We start from the raw sequence: 17,883 nt of genomic DNA on the forward strand, positions 1-17,883 counted from the left end.
TTGCCAATGACCGGAACGATCGGTTTGCTCGGGGCTTCCGGCAAAGTGGGGCGCGGGGCGGCGGAACTGCTGCTTGGCGCCTCGGACTGCCGGCTTGTGCTGGGAGGAAGGGATACGGATAAGCTTCGCAGGCAGTACGGAGAACTGGCGGAATCGGCTAGCGTGATGAAGGTGGACGTCTTTGATGAGGAAGCCATTTCTGCCTTTTGCGGCGAGTGTGACGTCGTCCTCAATTGCGCGGGGCCTGCCAAGCAAATAAAAGACCGGGTGGCGCTTGCGGCGCTGCGGCAATCGGCGCATTATGTGGACGCCGCGGGCGACGAGCGGCTTTACAGGCAGCTAAAGGAGCGTCTGCCGGAGCTTGCGGCCAAGGGGCTGACATTTATCGTATCGGCCGGCATCTATCCCGGCTTGACGGAACTGCTTCCGGCGTATGTCGCGCAAACCTATTTTGACGAGGTAGAACAGTTGGAGCTGTTTTTTGCAGGGGCCGGTGATTTTTCCGTCAACGCGGCTTATGACATTGTGTGCAGTATTGAAGAGGGAAACGGGTCGGGGATGGCCTATTGTCTCCATGGAGAGGCAAGCAAAATCAACGGGCCGTTCCGGCAGACGTACGCCTTTCCCGCACCAGCAGGCAAGCGCGACGCTTATCCTGTGCTGAGCTTTGAGTTTCTGGACATGGCCTGCCGCAATGGGCTGCGTTCCGCCTGGTTTTACAATACGTATCCGGACCGGGCCGTTCTAACCAAGTTCATGACCATCAAAGCGCTGCAGCAGTACAAGACGGAAGAGCAAAAAAGAACCTCCGCCCGAATGTTGGCGGAGCATTACGCTGCGAGCGGAAGCCCGGACGGATACACAAACGGAAGCTCCGGCCGGAGTTATGCGCAGTATGAACTGCTGGCTAAGGGAATGAAGGAGGGCCGAAGCCTGGAGCTTTCGGGCCAGCTGCTTTATCGCGGCGACTGGAACCGGCTCTCCGGCATTGTCGCGGCGTGCGCCGCTCAACTGGTGTTGAAAGGCGGCGGTGCGGAGCCCGGCTGTTTTTTCGCCTCGCAAGGTGTGAACCCGGGTGAAATGATGGAGGCGCTTCGTCTGCATAATGCTGCGTTTTCCTGTTCCATCTTCAAACCGGAAGGAGGCAGGCATGAACAGCAGCGTCCCTAAAAAAATTAGAACACTGGTGTGCGGATCGCGGTTTGGACAGTTTTATCTGGAAGCCATCCAATCGCTGCCGGAGCAATTTGAACTGATCGGACTGCTGGCGAAGGGCAGCGAGCGGTCGCGGCAATGCGCGGCGCGTTTCGGTGTGCCGTTATACACCGACGCCGCGCAGCTCCCCGGCGGAATTGAGCTGGCTTGCGTCGTATTGCGTTCCGCCGTCATGGGCGGGAGCGGCACCGAGCTTGCGCTTGCGCTGCTGGAGAGGGGGATTTCCGTCCTTCAGGAGCATCCGGTGCACCACAAGGATATGGCAGCCTGTATGAAAAAAGCCCGACAATACAACGTGCAGTACGCAATTGGCGATTTATATGCGCATCTGCCGGCCGTACGCCGCTTCGCGGCTTGCGCCCAGGCGCTGCTTGCCCGGCAAAAGCCGCTGTATATCGACGCCGCTTGTGCGACACAGGTTTCGTACCCTTTGATGCATATGTTGATGCAGGCATTGCCTTCGATACGTCCGTGGAAAATCAATCATGTTATCAAGGACGAGGGGCCGTTTCAACTGGTAAGCGGTCTGCTCGGCGGCGTTCCGATTACGCTGCGGGCGCATAACGAGGTGGACCCGGATGATACGGATAATCATCTGCATTTGCTTCACAGCATCACGATCGGCACGAGCGGCGGCAGGCTGTCTCTGGTGGACACCCACGGCCCCGTGCTGTGGCATCCTCGCCTTCACGTGCCGGATGTGCCCGATTTGCCGGCTGAGCTGCTGGCGGAGCCCCGCATGAGGGAACACAGCGCGGAGATGCTTGGCACGCCGGATTCGGCCAGCTACCGCGATATTATGCTGGCACAATGGACTGCAGCGATAGGTAAAGACTTGCTGGAAGTGCGGGACAGATGGCTTGGAGTGGATACTTCCGCTGCAAAGGCGCAGCAGGATCTGCTGTGCGCCCGCCAGTGGCAGGAGCTGACCCAGGCGCTCGGCTACCCTATGCTGCGGCCACAGCAAGATTATCAGCCGTTTCCGGTGAGCAAGCTGCAAGAGGCGGCAGCGCTGGCGGGAGTAGAAGCGCCGGCGGTACCGGATGCCGCCGGCAATGCGGGAGCGGCAGAGACAGCGCCCCGCGATCTCGGCACACCGGCCGGATCGCCAAAAGGTGAAACGTCGGCAAGTCCGATATTGAAGCACATGGCAGACGCTGAGGCGGAAATTCGCCATTTGACCGCGCAGCAGGTCAGACATTGCGCAGAGCGGCTTGACCGCGCGTCGCTGCTGTCGATGCTGTATACACTGCAGTCGCTTGGAGGGCTGCCGGCCGGTGGCGGGCTTCGGCGGGATGAAGAGATTTGCGCCGTTGTCCAAGCGGCACCGCGCCATCACCATCTTGTCAAGCGATGGTTGCGGCTGCTGGCCGAACGGGGGTATGTGAAGCGGCGCGGAGACCGTTATGCCAGCGCCGAAATGGCGGACAAGGCCCGGGTCGACGTGTGCTGGGAGGAGGCGGCTGCCGCGTGGGAAAATAAACTTGGTCCCCGCAGCATAACAGACTATTTCATCGCCAATGCACGGCGGCTGCCCGAGCTGCTGCGGGATGAACAGCAAGCGGCGCATTTGTTATTCCCTGAAGGGCGGATGGAGGTTGCCAGCGCTCTTTACCGCGATACGGTCATGGCGCGCTACTTGAACAAGGCGGTGGCGGGTGCAGTGCTAGGCTTGTCCGTGCGGAAGCGGGAACAGGCCGGCGTTGCATCCGATCCAGCCAACGCGCCGGTACTGCGGATATTGGAACTCGGAGCAGGCACAGGCGCAACGACCGATGAAGTTGTGCGTGTGCTCCAGCCTGTTGTAGCCGAATGCTTGCGGGTTGAATATACCTTTACCGACATATCGCGTTTTTTCGTCTCCGCAGCCCGGGAACGGTACAAGCATTGCCCGTGGATGAACTATCAGCTTGCCGATATCGACCTAAATCTAGCTGAGCAGGGTCTTGCCGCCTCCTGCGCCGATGTAGTCATCGCCGCCGGCATGCTCAACAATGCCCGCGATACAGACGCCGTCGTCCGTGAGATGGCGGACTGTCTCGCTCCAGGCGGCTGGCTGCTGATTACGGAGCCTACGGGGGAGTATACGGAAATGCTGATCTCGCAAGCTTTTATGATGACAATGCCGGATGATGACCGGAAAAATTCAGATACGACGTTCATGTCTGTGGAGCAGTGGCTGGAGGTATTCCGCAAAGCGGACCTTCATGTGACGTTGCTGCCTGATGAGCGGCATGCGCTCGCTCAGCTGGGGCAAAAACTTTTTTTGGCGAGGAAGGGATCCGATGCTGAAGTGCAGCCACATTTTGTGCAGGGTGGATGATATTGCGGAAGTCGTGCGGAATTATGAAGCGCTTGGTTTTCATGTCCAGTGGGGGAGTGCGCCGGAGCGTGCTCTTAACGCTTTGATCTGGTTTGAGGAAGGACCGTTTATTGAGCTGTTTCAAATTCCGAAATCGTTGACGTTTTTCATTCCGCCGCTTGGCCTGATTTTCGGACAGTCTGCCGGCAGGCGCTGGGCCTACTGGGCCAAATCGGAGGAAGGCTGGTGCGATGTGGCGCTGGAGCCGGATGAGCGGGCAGCTGTATACGGGCAACCGCAGCATGCAGGGCGCGTGGAGCAACTGGCAGCCATCCGGCAATCTCTGCGTGAGGCGGGTGTTGCAACTTCACGGCTGATTCACGGGAGCCGGACGCGTCCGGACCGTACCAAGGTGAAATACAGCCTGTTTGCAACAGAGCCGCTGGGTCTTCCCTTTGTTGTGTCTGTCTATGATCCGCCCCAACGGCCGGAAAATATCCGGCATCCGAATGGGGCAACCGGCATCGAATGGGTGCGGATGGGCGTGGCCGCCGAGCATTTGCCGGCCATGCAGCTGCTTGCCGCCGGGGATAAATGGCTCCGATTCGCAGACGCACCGCAGACGAAGGTGCTCGAGGTAGGGCTTTCCGGCCTTCAAGATACGCTGGATGCCAGCCGGATGCATGGTGCCGTATTGAAGCCGGCGGGACAAGAGGCGATTCGAAAGTAACTTCTGTCAAACGGGGAAGAGGAGGGATTATGATGTCGCAACCATTATCGTTGCAGGCGGCAGAGCAGTTGGAACAGCTGCGCCTGGACGGGGTGACGGTGTGGGAGGAACAGGGGGGCCTGCGATTCCGTGCGCCCAAAGGACAATTGACGGATAGACACAAAAATTTGCTCAGGCAGTATAAATCGGAGATTATTGAGGTTTTGCGCGCCGAGGCCGCAGCGGCTTCAGCAACTGAAGCAGAAAGCTTGGCGACAGCAGTTGTCCATGGGGGCCCGGCATCCATTAACGCGGATCATACGGCCCGATTTGAGCCATTTCCGCTCACTGATGTGCAGTCAGCCTATCTGCTTGGCCGCCAGCGGTTGTTTGATTATGGGGGTGTTGCCTGCCATGTCTATTTGGAGGTGTGTTACCCGCAGCTTGATGCAGCGCGAACGGAGGCGGCCTGGAACCGGCTGGTGCTTCGCCATGACATGCTCAGGGCGACTATAGATGAAAACGGTCAGCAGCGTGTAAGCGAAAGCGTTCCGCCGCTGAAGGTGCGCTATGCGGATATTGGCGCCTTTGAGGATAAGGGCCAGTCGGCCAAGCATCTGGATGCCATTCGCGAGGATATGGGCCATCGCATTTATGATGCCGCCAAGTGGCCCTTGTTTGACCTGGCCGTGACCCATACGGGGAATGACGCGATTTTGCATTTATCCATGGATTTTTTGATCGCGGATTGGATGAGTATTTGGCAGCTGCTGGCCGAGTTCGAGGTGATTTACAAGCAGGGTGAGCGGTGGCCCGTTGCTGCAGCTCCTCTTGTAGAAGCGGCAGCAGCTCTGGGAGAAGCTGCGGAAGGGCTGCCCGAGCTTGAGCTGAGTTTCCGCGACTATGTGCTTGCGGAGCGTTCTTTGCGCGATTCCCCAGCCTATGCGCGGAATCGGGCTTACTGGCTGGAGCGTGTGGACGGGCTCCCGTCCGCACCCGACTTGCCGCTGATCAAGCGGCAGGGCAATGAAGCAGTGGCTCGCTTCCGGCGTCGTTTTCTAAAGTTGGATGCGCAGGAGTGGGCGATGCTGAAGCGGCGGGTGCAGAAGCAGGGGCTGACACCGACCGCCGCCGTCATGACCGCCTACGCAGCCGTGCTGGAGCGATGGAGCCGCGGCCGTTCATTTTGTCTCAACTTGACCATGCTTAACCGGCAGCCGCTTCATCCGCAAATTCCGCAGATCGTCGGTGACTTCACGGCGGTTAACCTGCTTGCGGTTGAATGGGGCGAAGGCAAGCCGTTTGTGGAACAAGCGAAAGCGCTGCAAAAGCAATTGTTCACGGATCTGGATCATCGCTTGTTCACCGGGGTTGAGGTGATGCGGGAAATGGCCCGCCGTCAGGGCAGGGAAGCCGCGTTGATGCCGATCGTGTTCACCAGCTCCATCGGCTTGGTGGAAAGCGGGGAAGAAGGGCGTCTGGAAGGCGTAATCGGCGAATATGGCATCAGTCAAACGCCGCAGGTATTCATAGATTGCCAAGCGATGGACAATTGTTACGGCTTGCAGGTTAATTGGGATGTGCGCGAGGGCGTGTTTCCGGACGGCATGATCGATGATATGTTTGACAGCTTCAGCAAGCTGCTGCGTGAGCTCGCGCACAGTGATCACCTTATGAATGCGGTCGAAGCGGTGGAATTGCCGCAGTGGCAGCTGGAGGAGAGGCGGCAGGCGAATGCCGTGCGGCAGCCTTTGCCGGAGCGGCAGCTGCATGAGACGGTGCTGGAGCAGGCCCGAATGGCGCCGGAACGCATTGCGATAATCGAAGGCGGGGAGACGGTAACGTACCGGGAACTGACGGAGCTTGCAGCGGCGGTGGCGGAGCAGTTAAAGACGTACGGATGCGCTGCGGGAGAGCGCGTGGCGATTGTGATGGATAAAAGCATCCATCAGGCGGCGGCGGTGCTCGGTGCGATGCTGGCGGGCGCCGTCTACGTGCCGCTGGATACAAGGCAACCGGAGCTGCGACACTGGGCCATGCTGAAGCAGGCCGGTATCCGAATCGTGCTGACACACTCGCAAATGGATCTGCAATGGCCGGAGAGCGTATCCGCCATTGCGGTTGACTGGTTGGAGCCGCATTCGGATGTGACGCTGGCAGGCGAGGGGAGTATTCACCTTGATCCCGATCTGCCTGCTTACGTCATTTATACTTCTGGTTCCACCGGGGAACCAAAGGGAGTCGTCGTCAGCCACCACGCTGCTGCCAACACCATAACGGACATCAATCGCCGTTTTGCAATCGGCGAGAACGACCGTGTGCTTGCTCTGTCGCAACTCGGCTTCGACTTGTCCGTCTTTGATCTGTTCGGACCGTTGTCTGTTGGGGGAGCTCTTGTGTATCCGCCGGAAGAAGGCATAGCCGATCCGTCGCAGTGGGCGCAATGCATCGTGCGGCATGATGTTACGATTTGGAATACCGCGCCTGCTCTGATGCAGATGCTGATGAGCTATTTACAGACAGAGCCGAATCTGCGACTGCCCAATCTACGTTTGGCGCTGCTGTCCGGTGACTGGATTCCGCTGTCATTGCCGGATAACTTGCGGCTGCGTTTGCCGTCTGTGCAGATCGTTGCGCTTGGAGGCGCAACGGAGGCGGCGATCTGGTCGAACTGCCATGTGTACCAAGGGCTCCAGCCGGATTGGGAGAGTATTCCTTATGGCAAACCGTTGGCAAATCAAAGCTTTCGGGTGCTGGACGAACGAATGCGCGACTGTCCGGTATGGACGCCAGGCGAATTGTATATTGGCGGCAGCGGCTTGGCCGAGGGATATTTGGGCGATCGTGAAAAAACAGCCGACCGTTTCATTTTTCATCCGGAGGATGGGCAGCGTATCTATCGCACCGGTGATTTGGGCCGCTATATGCCCGGCGGGGAGCTTGAGTTTCTTGGTCGTAATGATCATCAGGTGAAAATCAGAGGACACCGGATTGAGCTTGGAGAGATCGAAGCCGTATTGTCCAAGCATCCTGCTGTAGGTGCGGCCGCCGTCGTCATTGACGGAGCGGGAGAAGACAAATCGCTGATAGCTGTCGTTGAGCCGGCTGTTCACTTAAGGTCTAATCAAGAATCTTTTGCAAGATTGACGGAAGGCATCGCCAGCTTAGCGGATTCCGCCGCTGCTGCGCTGGATGGAGCTGAGCTGGCGGCTGCGGTTCAAAAACTGGATCAAGCCGTATACGGCTCAATGCTGGGAGCGCTGCATGCGCTGGGCTTATTTTCCGGCGGGGAGCCGGCGGATCTGGAGGCATGGCTGCTGCGGTCTGGCATCGCCCCGGCGCATCATTGGCTTGTGCGGCGCTGGGCGGCGCGGCTGAAGGAAGCCGGGCAACTCGCCGTTCATGGCGAACGGCAGTACAGCAGCTTGTACAAACCGAATCCGGAACGGCTGGCCGATCAGTGGCGGCAGGCGGAAGCGGCATGGACAGGCAAGCTGAGCTCGGCGGGCTTCGTTGCTTATGTGCGGAGCAGCGCGGACAGACTGCCGGAGCTGCTGCTTGGGAAGCAGGACCCGGTCGGGCTGCTGTTCCCGGAAGGACGGGATGATGTTGTCCGCTCCCTGTACGTTGACCACCTGATGGCGGGCTATCTTAATCGCGGGATCAGCAGCCTGTTGCAGCGGATTGCCGGAGAATATCCGGACCGTACGCTGCGGGTGTTGGAGATCGGCGCCGGAACAGGCGCGACGACGGAGCATGCGCTCGCGGCTCTTGAAGGCATCGATGCGGAGTATACGTTTACCGATATCTCTCCCTTTTTTATTCCCGGCGCGAAAAGGCGCTTCGGAAGCCATTCGGGCATGCGCTTCGGCCTGCTTGATATTGATCGGGACTGCCGCGAGCAAGGCTTTGCTCCGAACAGCTTCGATGTTGTACTTGCGGCCGGTGTGCTGGAGAATGCCAAGGATATTCCGGCAAGCATGAGGCGGGTGGCGGAGTTGATCTGTCCTGGCGGCTGGTTTGTCTTTACCGAGCCGACCGGCGAGCACGCCTGGATTTTGATCTCGCAGGCCTTCATGATGATGGAGCCGGGTGACAAGCTGCGTGAGCGTTCGTCCTATCTGGGGCGCGACGAGTGGCTGCGCCTGCTGGAAGATTACGGAGACGAAGGGGTATTGATGCTGCCCAAGGAGGGCGATCGTCTTGAAGCGCTTGGCTTCCATCTGTATGCCCGGCGCTTCAAGCAGGATAGAGCTGCCGTGACGGCGGAGGAACTGAGCGATTTTCTAGCACAGCGGCTCCCGCCGGCCATGCTGCCGTCCCATCTGCAAATTGCCGATGCGCTCCCGCTGACGGTGAACGGCAAGGTGGACCGCCGCGAGCTGGCAGGCTGGCGGCCCAAGACGGCCGCAGAATACGTTGCAGCGGAAGCCGAAGCGCCAACCTCCGATGAGCTTGAGGCACAGCTCTCCGCACTATGGGCGGATGCGCTTGGCGTGCCCGCCGTAGGCAGGACGTCAAGCTTCTACGCATATGGGGCCGATTCGCTTATTATGGCCCAGGTAGCAGGCAAACTGCGCGATGCTCTGGCTGCGGAAGGTCGGTATGCGGCTATTCCGTTTGACACGCTGCTTCGGCATATGCTCAATCATCCGACGATTGCGGCACTTGCGGCGTTTATCCGCAGGCGCAGTCAGGAGATAGAGCCGGAGCGGCTGCCAGGCAATCCCCGCCTTGTGGGGGAAGCAGGTTTTACCGGACAGGCTGATCCGGTTGCCTACGCCGAATCGGGCAGAATCAGCAACGCGGTGCTGACGCCGTACGGAGGCGGGGAGACCGGACCGCTGCGCATTGTTTTCCATGCCGGGCTCGGGACAATGAACTGCTTCCGTTTCCTGCTTGAACATATGAAGGCGCAGGAGGCCGGAGCGATAATCGGCATAACGGTTGCGGATGCGGAGCGATTTTGTGCGCATGAGCCCTCAGAGCTGATTGAACAAATTGCTGAAGATTATGCTGAGCGGCTGATGGATACGGGGCATCGGGAAATGCAGCTCATCGGATACTGTCTTGGAGGGCTGATTGCAGTTGAGGTAGCGCGGCGCTTGGTGGAAAAAGGAGTGCGTGTAGCCGATCTGGTTCTGATCGACAGCCATCCCGTGCGCTTTGCCATTCATGATGAACTTGTCATTGAATCGCTGTTTGCGCCTAACTTGAATATTTCATTTACCGGGTTGGACTTTGGCGATGTTCATCCAGAGGAATTGATGCGCGGGCTGCTCCATATTTATGAGCATAACAACTGTGCGATTCCAGAGGGCTCCGCATGCAGGCTTGGCGGAGACGAGGGGCTGGATCGGGTCGGACAGTTGTTCCGCACGTTGTCCGCTCTCAGCCTGAGGGAACGCTTCACCGCTTATGTGGATGCGGCAGCACCGACGACCGGTGAAAGGATGCCTGTCGAAATGGCTGAGGGGCTGTTCAAGCTTTATCGCCAGAGCTTCAAAGCGGCGCAGTTCACTCCGCCGCCTTATGTCGGCGATATCCGGTTCCTGCTGGCCAAGGAGCCGTTCACCTTTTTGCCGGGCACTCAGCAAATGACGCTCGATTTTTGGCAGGAGCTTTGTATTGGCGATTTCGAGGTTACGGAAATAGACGGCAATCATTTCAGCTGTATGGAGGAGGAAGCTCATGCAGCTCAGTTGGCGAAGCTTGTGTTGGCGCCGCTTGCCGCGAAATAGAATGGACTAAGGCAGCAGTTTTTTGAGCGTTACGTCGGGAAAGTAGCCAAGAAAGGGCAGAGATTGTTCTGCCCTTTGACCTTTTTAATAGATCAAACCTGCAGCTAAAAGCCGAGTTGGAATCCGTGTAGGTTGTAGTCAGATCAATTCCTGCTGACAATCAATCCCAATCATCCTAGGCAAAGGATTATGATCGCAAAGTTCATTAGATGTACATCTAATGAACTTTTTTATATTCGGCTATGTTAAATCCTGATGTTGATTTTACGATAAGAAAATCGCCTCGTTGTGAAGTGACCCGCCGCTGCGTTATTAAATTAAGCTACTGGCAGTTTTGTGACAATACACAACATGCACAACATAAAGCAACACTAGCAGACATGGCGAGGCGGCGTTAGAAGCGTAGAATTGGCAGAAATGAAGATGCAGCGTTTCAACAGCGCGGTTTTTCTTATCTTTTTGCATTATTCCCTCATAACGAACGAGAAAATTGTTTTACCCGGGTAATATTGATTATTTATTTTTACCCGGGTATAATAGGTGAGACAATCAGAGAGGAGGTCAGCATGAGTAATAGCCTATCGAGCTTTTATTGCACGGCATTTGTGGGTGTAGAAGTTGTCGCCAGTGGTTCGTTACAGCACGTTGTTACTACGGTGAAGGATGCTTTGGATGTCAGAGACCTCACACAGTTGCTTTTATTTGACGATTCCACAGGGAAGCAAATAGATGTTGATTTTCGTGGGAATACAGATGATGTGCTCAAACGATTAGGAGAACAGTTCGGTGACTTATCCGGTAAGGAAGTGAATCATCAGCCTACAAGGCGTGTCGGTCGACCCAAGCTGGGGGTTGTTTCCGGTGAGGTTACGTTATTGCCACGGCATTGGGAATGGCTTAAGAGTCAACCTGGAGGGGCGTCGGTAACATTACGAAAACTCATTGATGAGGCTCGCCGTGCTGGAGAAAAACAGAGTAATATCCGAGAGTCACAAGAAGCAACATTTAACTTTATGACAGCTATGGCCGGGAACTTCCATCAATACGAGGAAGCTCTGCGGGCACTGTATGCTGGTGATATGAATCGGTTTTACCACTTCATCGATGACTGGGCACCTGATATCAGAAACCATGTCAAGAGACTAGCCGTTAATGCATTCCCTGAAGAAAACTGATGAATGAAAGCATTTGGAGGCGTGAAGAATTAAAAAAGGAACTACGAATGGGGCCGCTATGACAGAGCTTGAATGAGCAGCGCGAAGTCGTTTCTTGCTTTTTCAAGTCATCAAGACTACTAGGCCGGTATTGGGCATCGGACTACAGGAGTCGAAGATTCACGTCTTCTGCATATGGCAGAACTTCCGATACCGAATGAATTGGAGGAGAACATAAACATGAATATTCTGAAAGTTAACGGCGTTGAGTTGGCCTATGACAGTTTCGGTAACGAAAATGATGAGGCTATTATCCTAATCGCCGGGCTTGGAACCCAGATGATTCGATGGACGGAACCGTTTTGTCGGATATTAGCAGCGCGGGGCTTTCGGGTAATCCGCTTTGACAATCGCGACGTAGGTTGCTCGACACACTTTAGCCAGTATAGGGCGCTGGATTTTGACGCACTGGCGACTGCTCTCATGTCAGGACAGCGACCGGACATCCCTTACACTCTCGATGACATGTCCAACGACGCTATCGGACTGCTCGACGCCCTTTCAATTGACCGGGCACATTTTGTTGGCAGGTCGATGGGTGGAATGATCGCCCAGATTGCAGCCAGTGAGTACCCTGAACGGGTTTTATCACTCACCTCCATTATGTCTAGCTCCGGTAATCCTACCCTTCCGCAAGCTTCCCCGGCTGTCATGGAGATGATGACTAGACCGGCGCCGAACCCCTTTGAGGATGAAGCAGGATTTTTGGCGCAAAGTCTTTCTTTTGCCAAACGCATCGCCGGCACTGGCTATCCGTTCGAAGAAGACGCTTATCGGGCACTCATTCTGGAGGAAGTCCGGCGAGCCTACGATCCAGGCAGTGTCGGACGACAAATTGCTGCGATCGCTGTCTCCGGCGACCGTCGTCCGCGGCTGGCAACAATAAAAGTACCAGCACTTGTCATTCAAGGGATGGACGATCCCCTGTTCGTCCCAGCTTGTGGTGAGGACACGGCTTCTGCCATCCCGGCCGCCGAGCTAATGTTGGTTGACGGCATGGGACACGACCTGCCTCACCAACTATACCAAGTAATCGCTGATGGCATAGAGCGAACGGCTCGTCGCAATTGACACGCGCTTGTTAACGCAGCTCCATTTGAACATATATGTGGAAACGATCGAATAAGCGCCGGTTTCATGATAACATCGTGAGCCGGCGCTTATCTTTTGGGATTTTTCCAAACAGTCTGAGTCCCTTTAATTCGCATATTTATTACCGAGTTGTTCCGCCAAACCAATTAGAAGTCCATCTTTTCGTCAATGCCATCAACGGTGAAGATGATATGATCTCCTGCTTATCGAGCTGAATTCCAGCAATGCCAGGATTCTTGTCACTAAATCTTAATGGATATCCTGGTTTGTAAATATGTTCATAAGAGGAAAAATCTATTATTGTAGAAATAGACAGTCATTTTGATATATGAGAGTTTGATGCATGAGAAGATAATGGAAATTGAAAGGGGAGTGAAAGGATGAAAAATGAATTTCAGTTTATGACCATTAGCCAAATCGCCAATCAATTTCCTGAAAACTCTTGGTGGGCGAAGTTTTACAAGGATTTCAACGATGAGAACCTTGTCGCTTATTATGAGGGGGATTTGACACTGCCGTTCCTCAATCTGGATTGGTATATGCCTTTCCCGCAGCAAAAAGGGGTAACCATCCTTTTTATTAATGGAAACCTCACAGTGGACAACCTCTATAATAGTGAAACAGACGGCGCCATAGCTCTTATGGTGACAGGTAACTTGAGTGCTAAAAATATCGCCGTAGGCGGTCAAGAGATTTATGTGACGGGCAATTTAACCGTTGAAGAGATATTGTGCGGCTCCTATAACCATGGAGAGATGATTGTTGAAGGCAATCTCAATGCCAAGGTTTTAGTCCAAGATGGTGAGTATCGCTTCAAAGCAGAGGGGCAGCAAAGCATCGTATGTGCGGTAAACGTGTGGGATACGGACGCCGTCTGTCAGGAGCTTCCGGTCGATATTCGCAAAGTATTGATTGATGATGTTTTTCTGGACAGCGAAGAAGAAGAAGTCGATTTTTCTTTTGGCATGCTGGTGTCTGTACTTAAGAAAGGGCAATCCGCATTGCTTGATTGGAATGAAGCTCTCCAAAGAAAGAAAGTAGATCATTTATATTTCACTTACAACACCATCAATGAAGAAAACATACTGAAATTGACGCAGTGTATTTTGATGACGGATGATCAGCCTTATTTTGAGTTTGAGGAGCATGACGCCTATTTCAAAGTTCAGCGGGAGCATATGGGTGTTGATGGAGATAAACGGAATCCCAGCGTTTACATCAAGACGGCTCAGCACCATTACTTTATTTGGCTGGATGACGATCATTCTATCAGCTTGTTAATGAAAACGGATGATGAAGGGGACGAGTGGGAGGATATTAACGAAGAAACCTCAAAGCCATTGGCTGAATATTGGATTATGCTGCTGACTTGCGTGAATGTAGCCGAGCTTTATTTGCCGAATATTGAGGTTAAGGATGTGCAAGACATTTTGCAGCACCCTGTCATACAGGAGCTGGACCCCTATGGGGAGGAGAATGACGGTTTCTGGGACGGTTCCAAATATTACGGCTTTCGTCGTGATGCATATACAGATGAGGATGGATACTGCTTTGCTGCCCGGATTGATATCGAGACTCCGGATGGAGCATTTTATTTCTATACACTGGACAACGACTCCTACATTTCTCGGCATTATCAACCTCCTAACCATCATGCCCGCCAGGACATGCCTTTTTTGGACGCCAAGCGCTGGGAGGCATCAGAACGGTATTTTGATAGATTCAAGCAATTTATTTCTCGGAAAATAAGCGTAGACGGGAGTCCTGTGGGGTAATGATGAATGCAACTCCAATAACTTTGGGCAAGTGTGCGGCAATTGATGACGATTACTTTATGTTTGCATCTAAGCCGGATGAGCTGGCTGACTCGCAGTAAATCCATTTCATATTGCCGATGACATTGCTGACATCGATGGATATTCCGCCAAAGATCTATATCCAGTCGGACGCAATAGGATATATCACTACAACGGTCAATCCTGGGAGGAATGCAGCGCATCCACTGATGATATTCTCATGAGTGTCATATGCGCAACAAGCGGCGTCATTTGGGCGTGCGGCTTCAATGGAGTCATCATGCGGGGAAATGCAGCAAACGGGTTCGAAGATGTCAGTCATGATGAAGACCATATGATTTTGGCCAAAATGGCGTTTTTTAAAGAGAAGCTATACTTTGCTTCGAATGAAGGTTTATTTTTTCTTGATTATTCAGATGAAAAGTCCAGGCTTCAGAAGGTTGATGAAATCGCAGAATGTGAAGACATCTCGGTTTTTGGAGACACTTTGCTTTGTCTTGGCTCAAAAATGATAAATATACTCGACAATAAAGGTTGGAGTGAGTTAAAGCACCATGATATTTCCTGATGAAAGAGGTGATGGAAATGCAAAGGAATAGAGAGTCAAGCCAAGAAAAAAATCTGGACTTCGATATCAGAAGAACCATGATTCTTCATTTATATATGAAAGAATGGTCTATGCCAGAATATAGAGTCATCATGACAAAACCGGAGATTGGCGTAACGATTGAAATTTATTATTTCCCATCCATGAATGATCATATTCCAGCACGATTCGCAACAGTTGGCCTATCTAACTCCATTCGAAAATCTGGAAAACCTACCGAGACGGAATGGATGCTAGCGTTAAAACCCGATTTGGGACAAGAAACCATTGATCGCATATTCACCTATTTCTGCGACCTTATTGCCCATAATATCGAACATATACAATCTTCGGAAGTACCACGAGTCATGACGGAGAGCACGCTCGCACCAGAGAACTGGACGACAAAAGCCCTATTGATTGATGAACTAAGAGGGGAAAGTGAGGATTTTGAACAAATAAAAATAGGCGAAGAAACCATTAGTGTCTTGTGGGTCATACCCATCACTTCTAAAGAAGCACGTATCGTATTACAAGAAGGCATAGATGTTTTTGATGCTTACATAGAAAACCTTCCGTATTCAATCATAGATCCAACTCGTCCTTAAGAGACGGAGGAAGGAAATCTTTAAAACAAGCCCGGTGACAGTCAGGTTTTTATTCCTGATTCCGCCAGGCTTTTTTTGTGTACATGTATGATGCACATTATGGAGGGGATTGCGTAAACGTTTTGACAAAGAAATGGTGAGATATTGAAGTCTTAATTGAGGAAATGATGGCTTATTCAATCTCATTTTTGGAGGAGTGAATGATCGTTAGATTTCTAACAAAGTTGCATAATTGTTCTTGGATCTTGCTTGTTTCCAATGAAAACCTTACTTTTATGTAAGAATAGTTAACGCAAATACAATGATATATCAATATTTATATCTTTAAATAAACATATACCTAACTCTATAATGTTACATGTGATTCATGTAACCGTTTTATTTTTTGATTTTTCGAAAAAAACCTATTGTAATCTGATTGATCATGAACTACAATAAAATCAGAAATTGCGTAAACGTTTACATTATGCGAGTGGAAAAATGAACTAATATCGTTTATTATCAAAGGGAAATATTGAGAAAACGTTATGACAACAAATTAAGGAAGGGGGGTGGCTAAGACGAACAAGGAAATCACCATTAAAGACGTAGCCAAGCAAGCGGGTGTCTCTGTAGCTACGGTGTCCCGAGTAATGAATGGACGGGATCGCGTAAGCGAAGCCACTCGCAAGAAAATACTCAAAATAATCGAAGAGATGAACTTTGTGCCGAATACGATGGCTGCATCGATGGTCAATAAAAAAACCAACATGCTCTCCGTCGTGGTGCCGGAGATTCAGAATCCCTTCTACACCGCAGTTATTGGCGGTATGGTCGAGGTAGCCAAGAAGGAAGGCTTCACTACTCTAGTCGTCGCCACGAATAGCGATGAGGCAGAAGAGGAAGAATTTTTTGAAAGCTTTCTTGGGAAAAATGTGGATGGGATCATCTTAATCGGCACGCATAAGGATGCGGAGTTTTACCGGAATATCCGCAAGCCTACCATTCTTGTCGACCGTTATATCAATGATTGCGGACACGATGGTGTCTTAATCGATAACTTCCGCGGCGCTTACGAAGCGACCAAGCACTTCGTGGACTATGGTCATGAACGTATTGCTATTATAGACGGGGCGCATGATTTTAACGACGGCAAGGACCGTTATTGGGGATATCGTCAAGCTATGCATGAGAGCGGCCTGACACCCGATCCTGCCTATCACAAGCAGGGGAATTGGCTGGAAGAGGACGGCTACCGGTTTACGACGGAGCTTATGCAATCCGGGCAGCCGCCGACAGCCATATTTGCAGCTAACAACGTCATCTGTACAGGCGCGATTAAAGCGATACGCGATTTGAATCTCCGGATCGGGGAGGATATTTCTTTAATTGGTTTTGATGATAACGAGCTTGCTCAGTTCGTGCAGCCTAGAGTGACCGTGGTGAGCAGACCAACAAGAGATATGGGAATTCAAGCAGCGGAAATGCTCATTCAAAAAATTAAGGGTGAGCCTAAAGAACGAACGAAGCTGAAAAAAATGATATTGGATGTGGAATTGAAAAAATTCGGCTCAGTCAAAAGACTGAAGGAGTAGTAGTGGGGGGAAAGCCATGGCGAGGATCCTGGTAGTGGGCAGCATGAATATGGATATTGTCACAAAGGTTGAGCGTCACCCGATTCCCGGCGAAACGATGCAGGGCAACGAGACCCGTTTCTTTATTGGAGGCAAAGGGGCTAATCAGGCGGTTGCGGCCGCTCGATCGGGTGCTTCGGTCGCTATGGCCGGGGGACTCGGAGCGGATTCCTTCGGCGTCGACATACGCAAGGGATTGGCGGAAGACAGGATTGATCTTGATTATGTGGCCGAGAAGGCGTGTATGACGGGGGTTGCCTTGATTACAGTAGATGAAGCAGGCGAGAACAACATTATTTTGTCCTCAGGCGCTAATGGTAGATATGGTGCGGACGAGGTGGATCAATTGGACTTTTCTGGTTTCGACCTCATTTTGCTGCAAAATGAAATATCATCTGAAGCCAATGGAAGGGTACTGGATAAAGCGGCAGAGAAGCGTATTCCGGTATTTATGAATCCTGCTCCAATAGCCGGGTTTGACCAGAGCCAACTGAGCAAGGTCACGTTCCTCATTCTGAATGAGGTCGAGGCCGAGGCGCTAAGCGGCATCCGTATTGAAGGAAGCGGCCAGGCATTGGAGGCCGGGAAGATAATGCTTAAAGACGGCATTCCTCAACTCATTATTACTTTAGGAAGCAAAGGCTCGATCTATATGGACCAATCCGGAAGTCTAATCACATTTCCCGCATTTTCGGTTGATGCAGTGGATACGACAGCGGCCGGAGACACCTTCATTGGAGCGTTCGCAGCCAAATATGTCACGGGAGCAGAGCTGCGCGATTGTCTGCGCTATGCGACAGCAGCATCGGCGCTTGCTGTATCTAAGCCAGGCGCCCAGAGCTCGATTCCGAGGGATGATCAGATACAGTCGTTCCTGACAAAGTAGAATAACCGATCAATAAGGGCATGATAAAAAAGGTAATAGACGGGGTTTCTTTCCTTGAAAGGGACACCTGCATTCTCTGACTTTGACGATTTAACGCTTAGACTTGTTAAAGTTATCCAAA

11 protein-coding genes are annotated in these 17,883 nt (G+C 52.6%); all 11 read left to right on the forward strand.

The genetic code is table 11. From position 1 onward, the window contains the following. The first annotated feature begins 6 nt into the window (after positions 1 to 6). Positions 7 to 1,170 (forward strand): saccharopine dehydrogenase family protein, encoded by a 1,164-nt coding sequence (locus AC0YNW_RS20875; protein WP_475833596.1) that lies wholly within the window; start codon positions 7 to 9, stop codon positions 1,168 to 1,170. After that, positions 1,151 to 3,538, forward strand: a complete 2,388-nt coding sequence (locus AC0YNW_RS20880) for a Gfo/Idh/MocA family oxidoreductase (protein WP_475833597.1) — start codon at positions 1,151 to 1,153, stop codon at positions 3,536 to 3,538. Before AC0YNW_RS20875 ends, AC0YNW_RS20880 begins: the two co-directional genes overlap by 20 nt. Further along, on the forward strand, positions 3,501 to 4,247 hold the full coding sequence (locus AC0YNW_RS20885; RefSeq protein WP_475833598.1) for a VOC family protein: 747 nt from the start codon (positions 3,501 to 3,503) through the stop codon (positions 4,245 to 4,247). Before AC0YNW_RS20880 ends, AC0YNW_RS20885 begins: the two co-directional genes overlap by 38 nt. Before the next feature lie 29 nt (positions 4,248 to 4,276). Next, positions 4,277 to 9,967 carry an amino acid adenylation domain-containing protein gene (locus AC0YNW_RS20890; protein ID WP_475833599.1) on the forward strand — a complete coding sequence of 1,897 codons (5,691 nt, stop codon included), beginning with the start codon at positions 4,277 to 4,279 and terminating at the stop codon, positions 9,965 to 9,967. Between the two features lie 566 nt (positions 9,968 to 10,533). Continuing rightward, positions 10,534 to 11,142, forward strand: a complete 609-nt coding sequence (locus AC0YNW_RS20895; RefSeq protein WP_475833600.1) for a DUF2239 family protein — start codon at positions 10,534 to 10,536, stop codon at positions 11,140 to 11,142. Positions 11,143 to 11,361: 219 nt separating this feature from the next. After that, positions 11,362 to 12,252 carry an alpha/beta fold hydrolase gene (locus AC0YNW_RS20900; RefSeq protein ID WP_475833601.1) on the forward strand — a complete coding sequence of 297 codons (891 nt, stop codon included), beginning with the start codon at positions 11,362 to 11,364 and terminating at the stop codon, positions 12,250 to 12,252. 401 nt (positions 12,253 to 12,653) lie between these two features. Then, a complete protein-coding gene (locus AC0YNW_RS20905; protein WP_475833602.1) occupies positions 12,654 to 14,048 on the forward strand; it encodes a hypothetical protein in 1,395 nt (464 codons plus the stop codon). A gap of 301 nt (positions 14,049 to 14,349) precedes the next feature. Then, positions 14,350 to 14,637: a hypothetical protein gene (locus AC0YNW_RS20910; RefSeq protein WP_475833603.1), complete on the forward strand. Its 288-nt coding sequence runs from the start codon at positions 14,350 to 14,352 to the stop codon at positions 14,635 to 14,637. Further along, positions 14,637 to 15,263, forward strand: a complete 627-nt coding sequence (locus AC0YNW_RS20915) for a suppressor of fused domain protein (RefSeq protein WP_475833604.1) — start codon at positions 14,637 to 14,639, stop codon at positions 15,261 to 15,263. Before AC0YNW_RS20910 ends, AC0YNW_RS20915 begins: the two co-directional genes overlap by 1 nt. A gap of 551 nt (positions 15,264 to 15,814) precedes the next feature. Further along, on the forward strand, positions 15,815 to 16,837 hold the full coding sequence (locus AC0YNW_RS20920) for a LacI family DNA-binding transcriptional regulator (protein WP_387476866.1): 1,023 nt from the start codon (positions 15,815 to 15,817) through the stop codon (positions 16,835 to 16,837). 16 nt (positions 16,838 to 16,853) lie between these two features. After that, positions 16,854 to 17,762 carry a ribokinase gene (rbsK, locus tag AC0YNW_RS20925; protein ID WP_475833605.1) on the forward strand — a complete coding sequence of 303 codons (909 nt, stop codon included), beginning with the start codon at positions 16,854 to 16,856 and terminating at the stop codon, positions 17,760 to 17,762. Positions 17,763 to 17,883: the final 121 nt, after the last annotated feature.

The sequence above is a fragment of the Paenibacillus sp. J31R120 genome, assembly GCF_056269225.1.

What these genes read in the sequence shown, in the direction of transcription:
- rbsK (WP_475833605.1), top strand. Translation starts at nt 16,854, where the DNA reads ATGGCGAGGATCCTGGTAGTGGGCAGCATGAATATGGATATTGTCACA.
- AC0YNW_RS20915 (WP_475833604.1), top strand. Translation starts at nt 14,637, where the DNA reads ATGAAAGAGGTGATGGAAATGCAAAGGAATAGAGAGTCAAGCCAAGAA.
- AC0YNW_RS20875 (WP_475833596.1), top strand. Translation starts at nt 7, where the DNA reads ATGACCGGAACGATCGGTTTGCTCGGGGCTTCCGGCAAAGTGGGGCGC.
- AC0YNW_RS20895 (WP_475833600.1), top strand. Translation starts at nt 10,534, where the DNA reads ATGAGTAATAGCCTATCGAGCTTTTATTGCACGGCATTTGTGGGTGTA.
- AC0YNW_RS20910 (WP_475833603.1), top strand. Translation starts at nt 14,350, where the DNA reads ATGCGGGGAAATGCAGCAAACGGGTTCGAAGATGTCAGTCATGATGAA.
- AC0YNW_RS20900 (WP_475833601.1), top strand. Translation starts at nt 11,362, where the DNA reads ATGAATATTCTGAAAGTTAACGGCGTTGAGTTGGCCTATGACAGTTTC.
- AC0YNW_RS20905 (WP_475833602.1), top strand. Translation starts at nt 12,654, where the DNA reads ATGAAAAATGAATTTCAGTTTATGACCATTAGCCAAATCGCCAATCAA.
- AC0YNW_RS20890 (WP_475833599.1), top strand. Translation starts at nt 4,277, where the DNA reads ATGATGTCGCAACCATTATCGTTGCAGGCGGCAGAGCAGTTGGAACAG.
- AC0YNW_RS20885 (WP_475833598.1), top strand. Translation starts at nt 3,501, where the DNA reads ATGCTGAAGTGCAGCCACATTTTGTGCAGGGTGGATGATATTGCGGAA.
- AC0YNW_RS20880 (WP_475833597.1), top strand. Translation starts at nt 1,151, where the DNA reads ATGAACAGCAGCGTCCCTAAAAAAATTAGAACACTGGTGTGCGGATCG.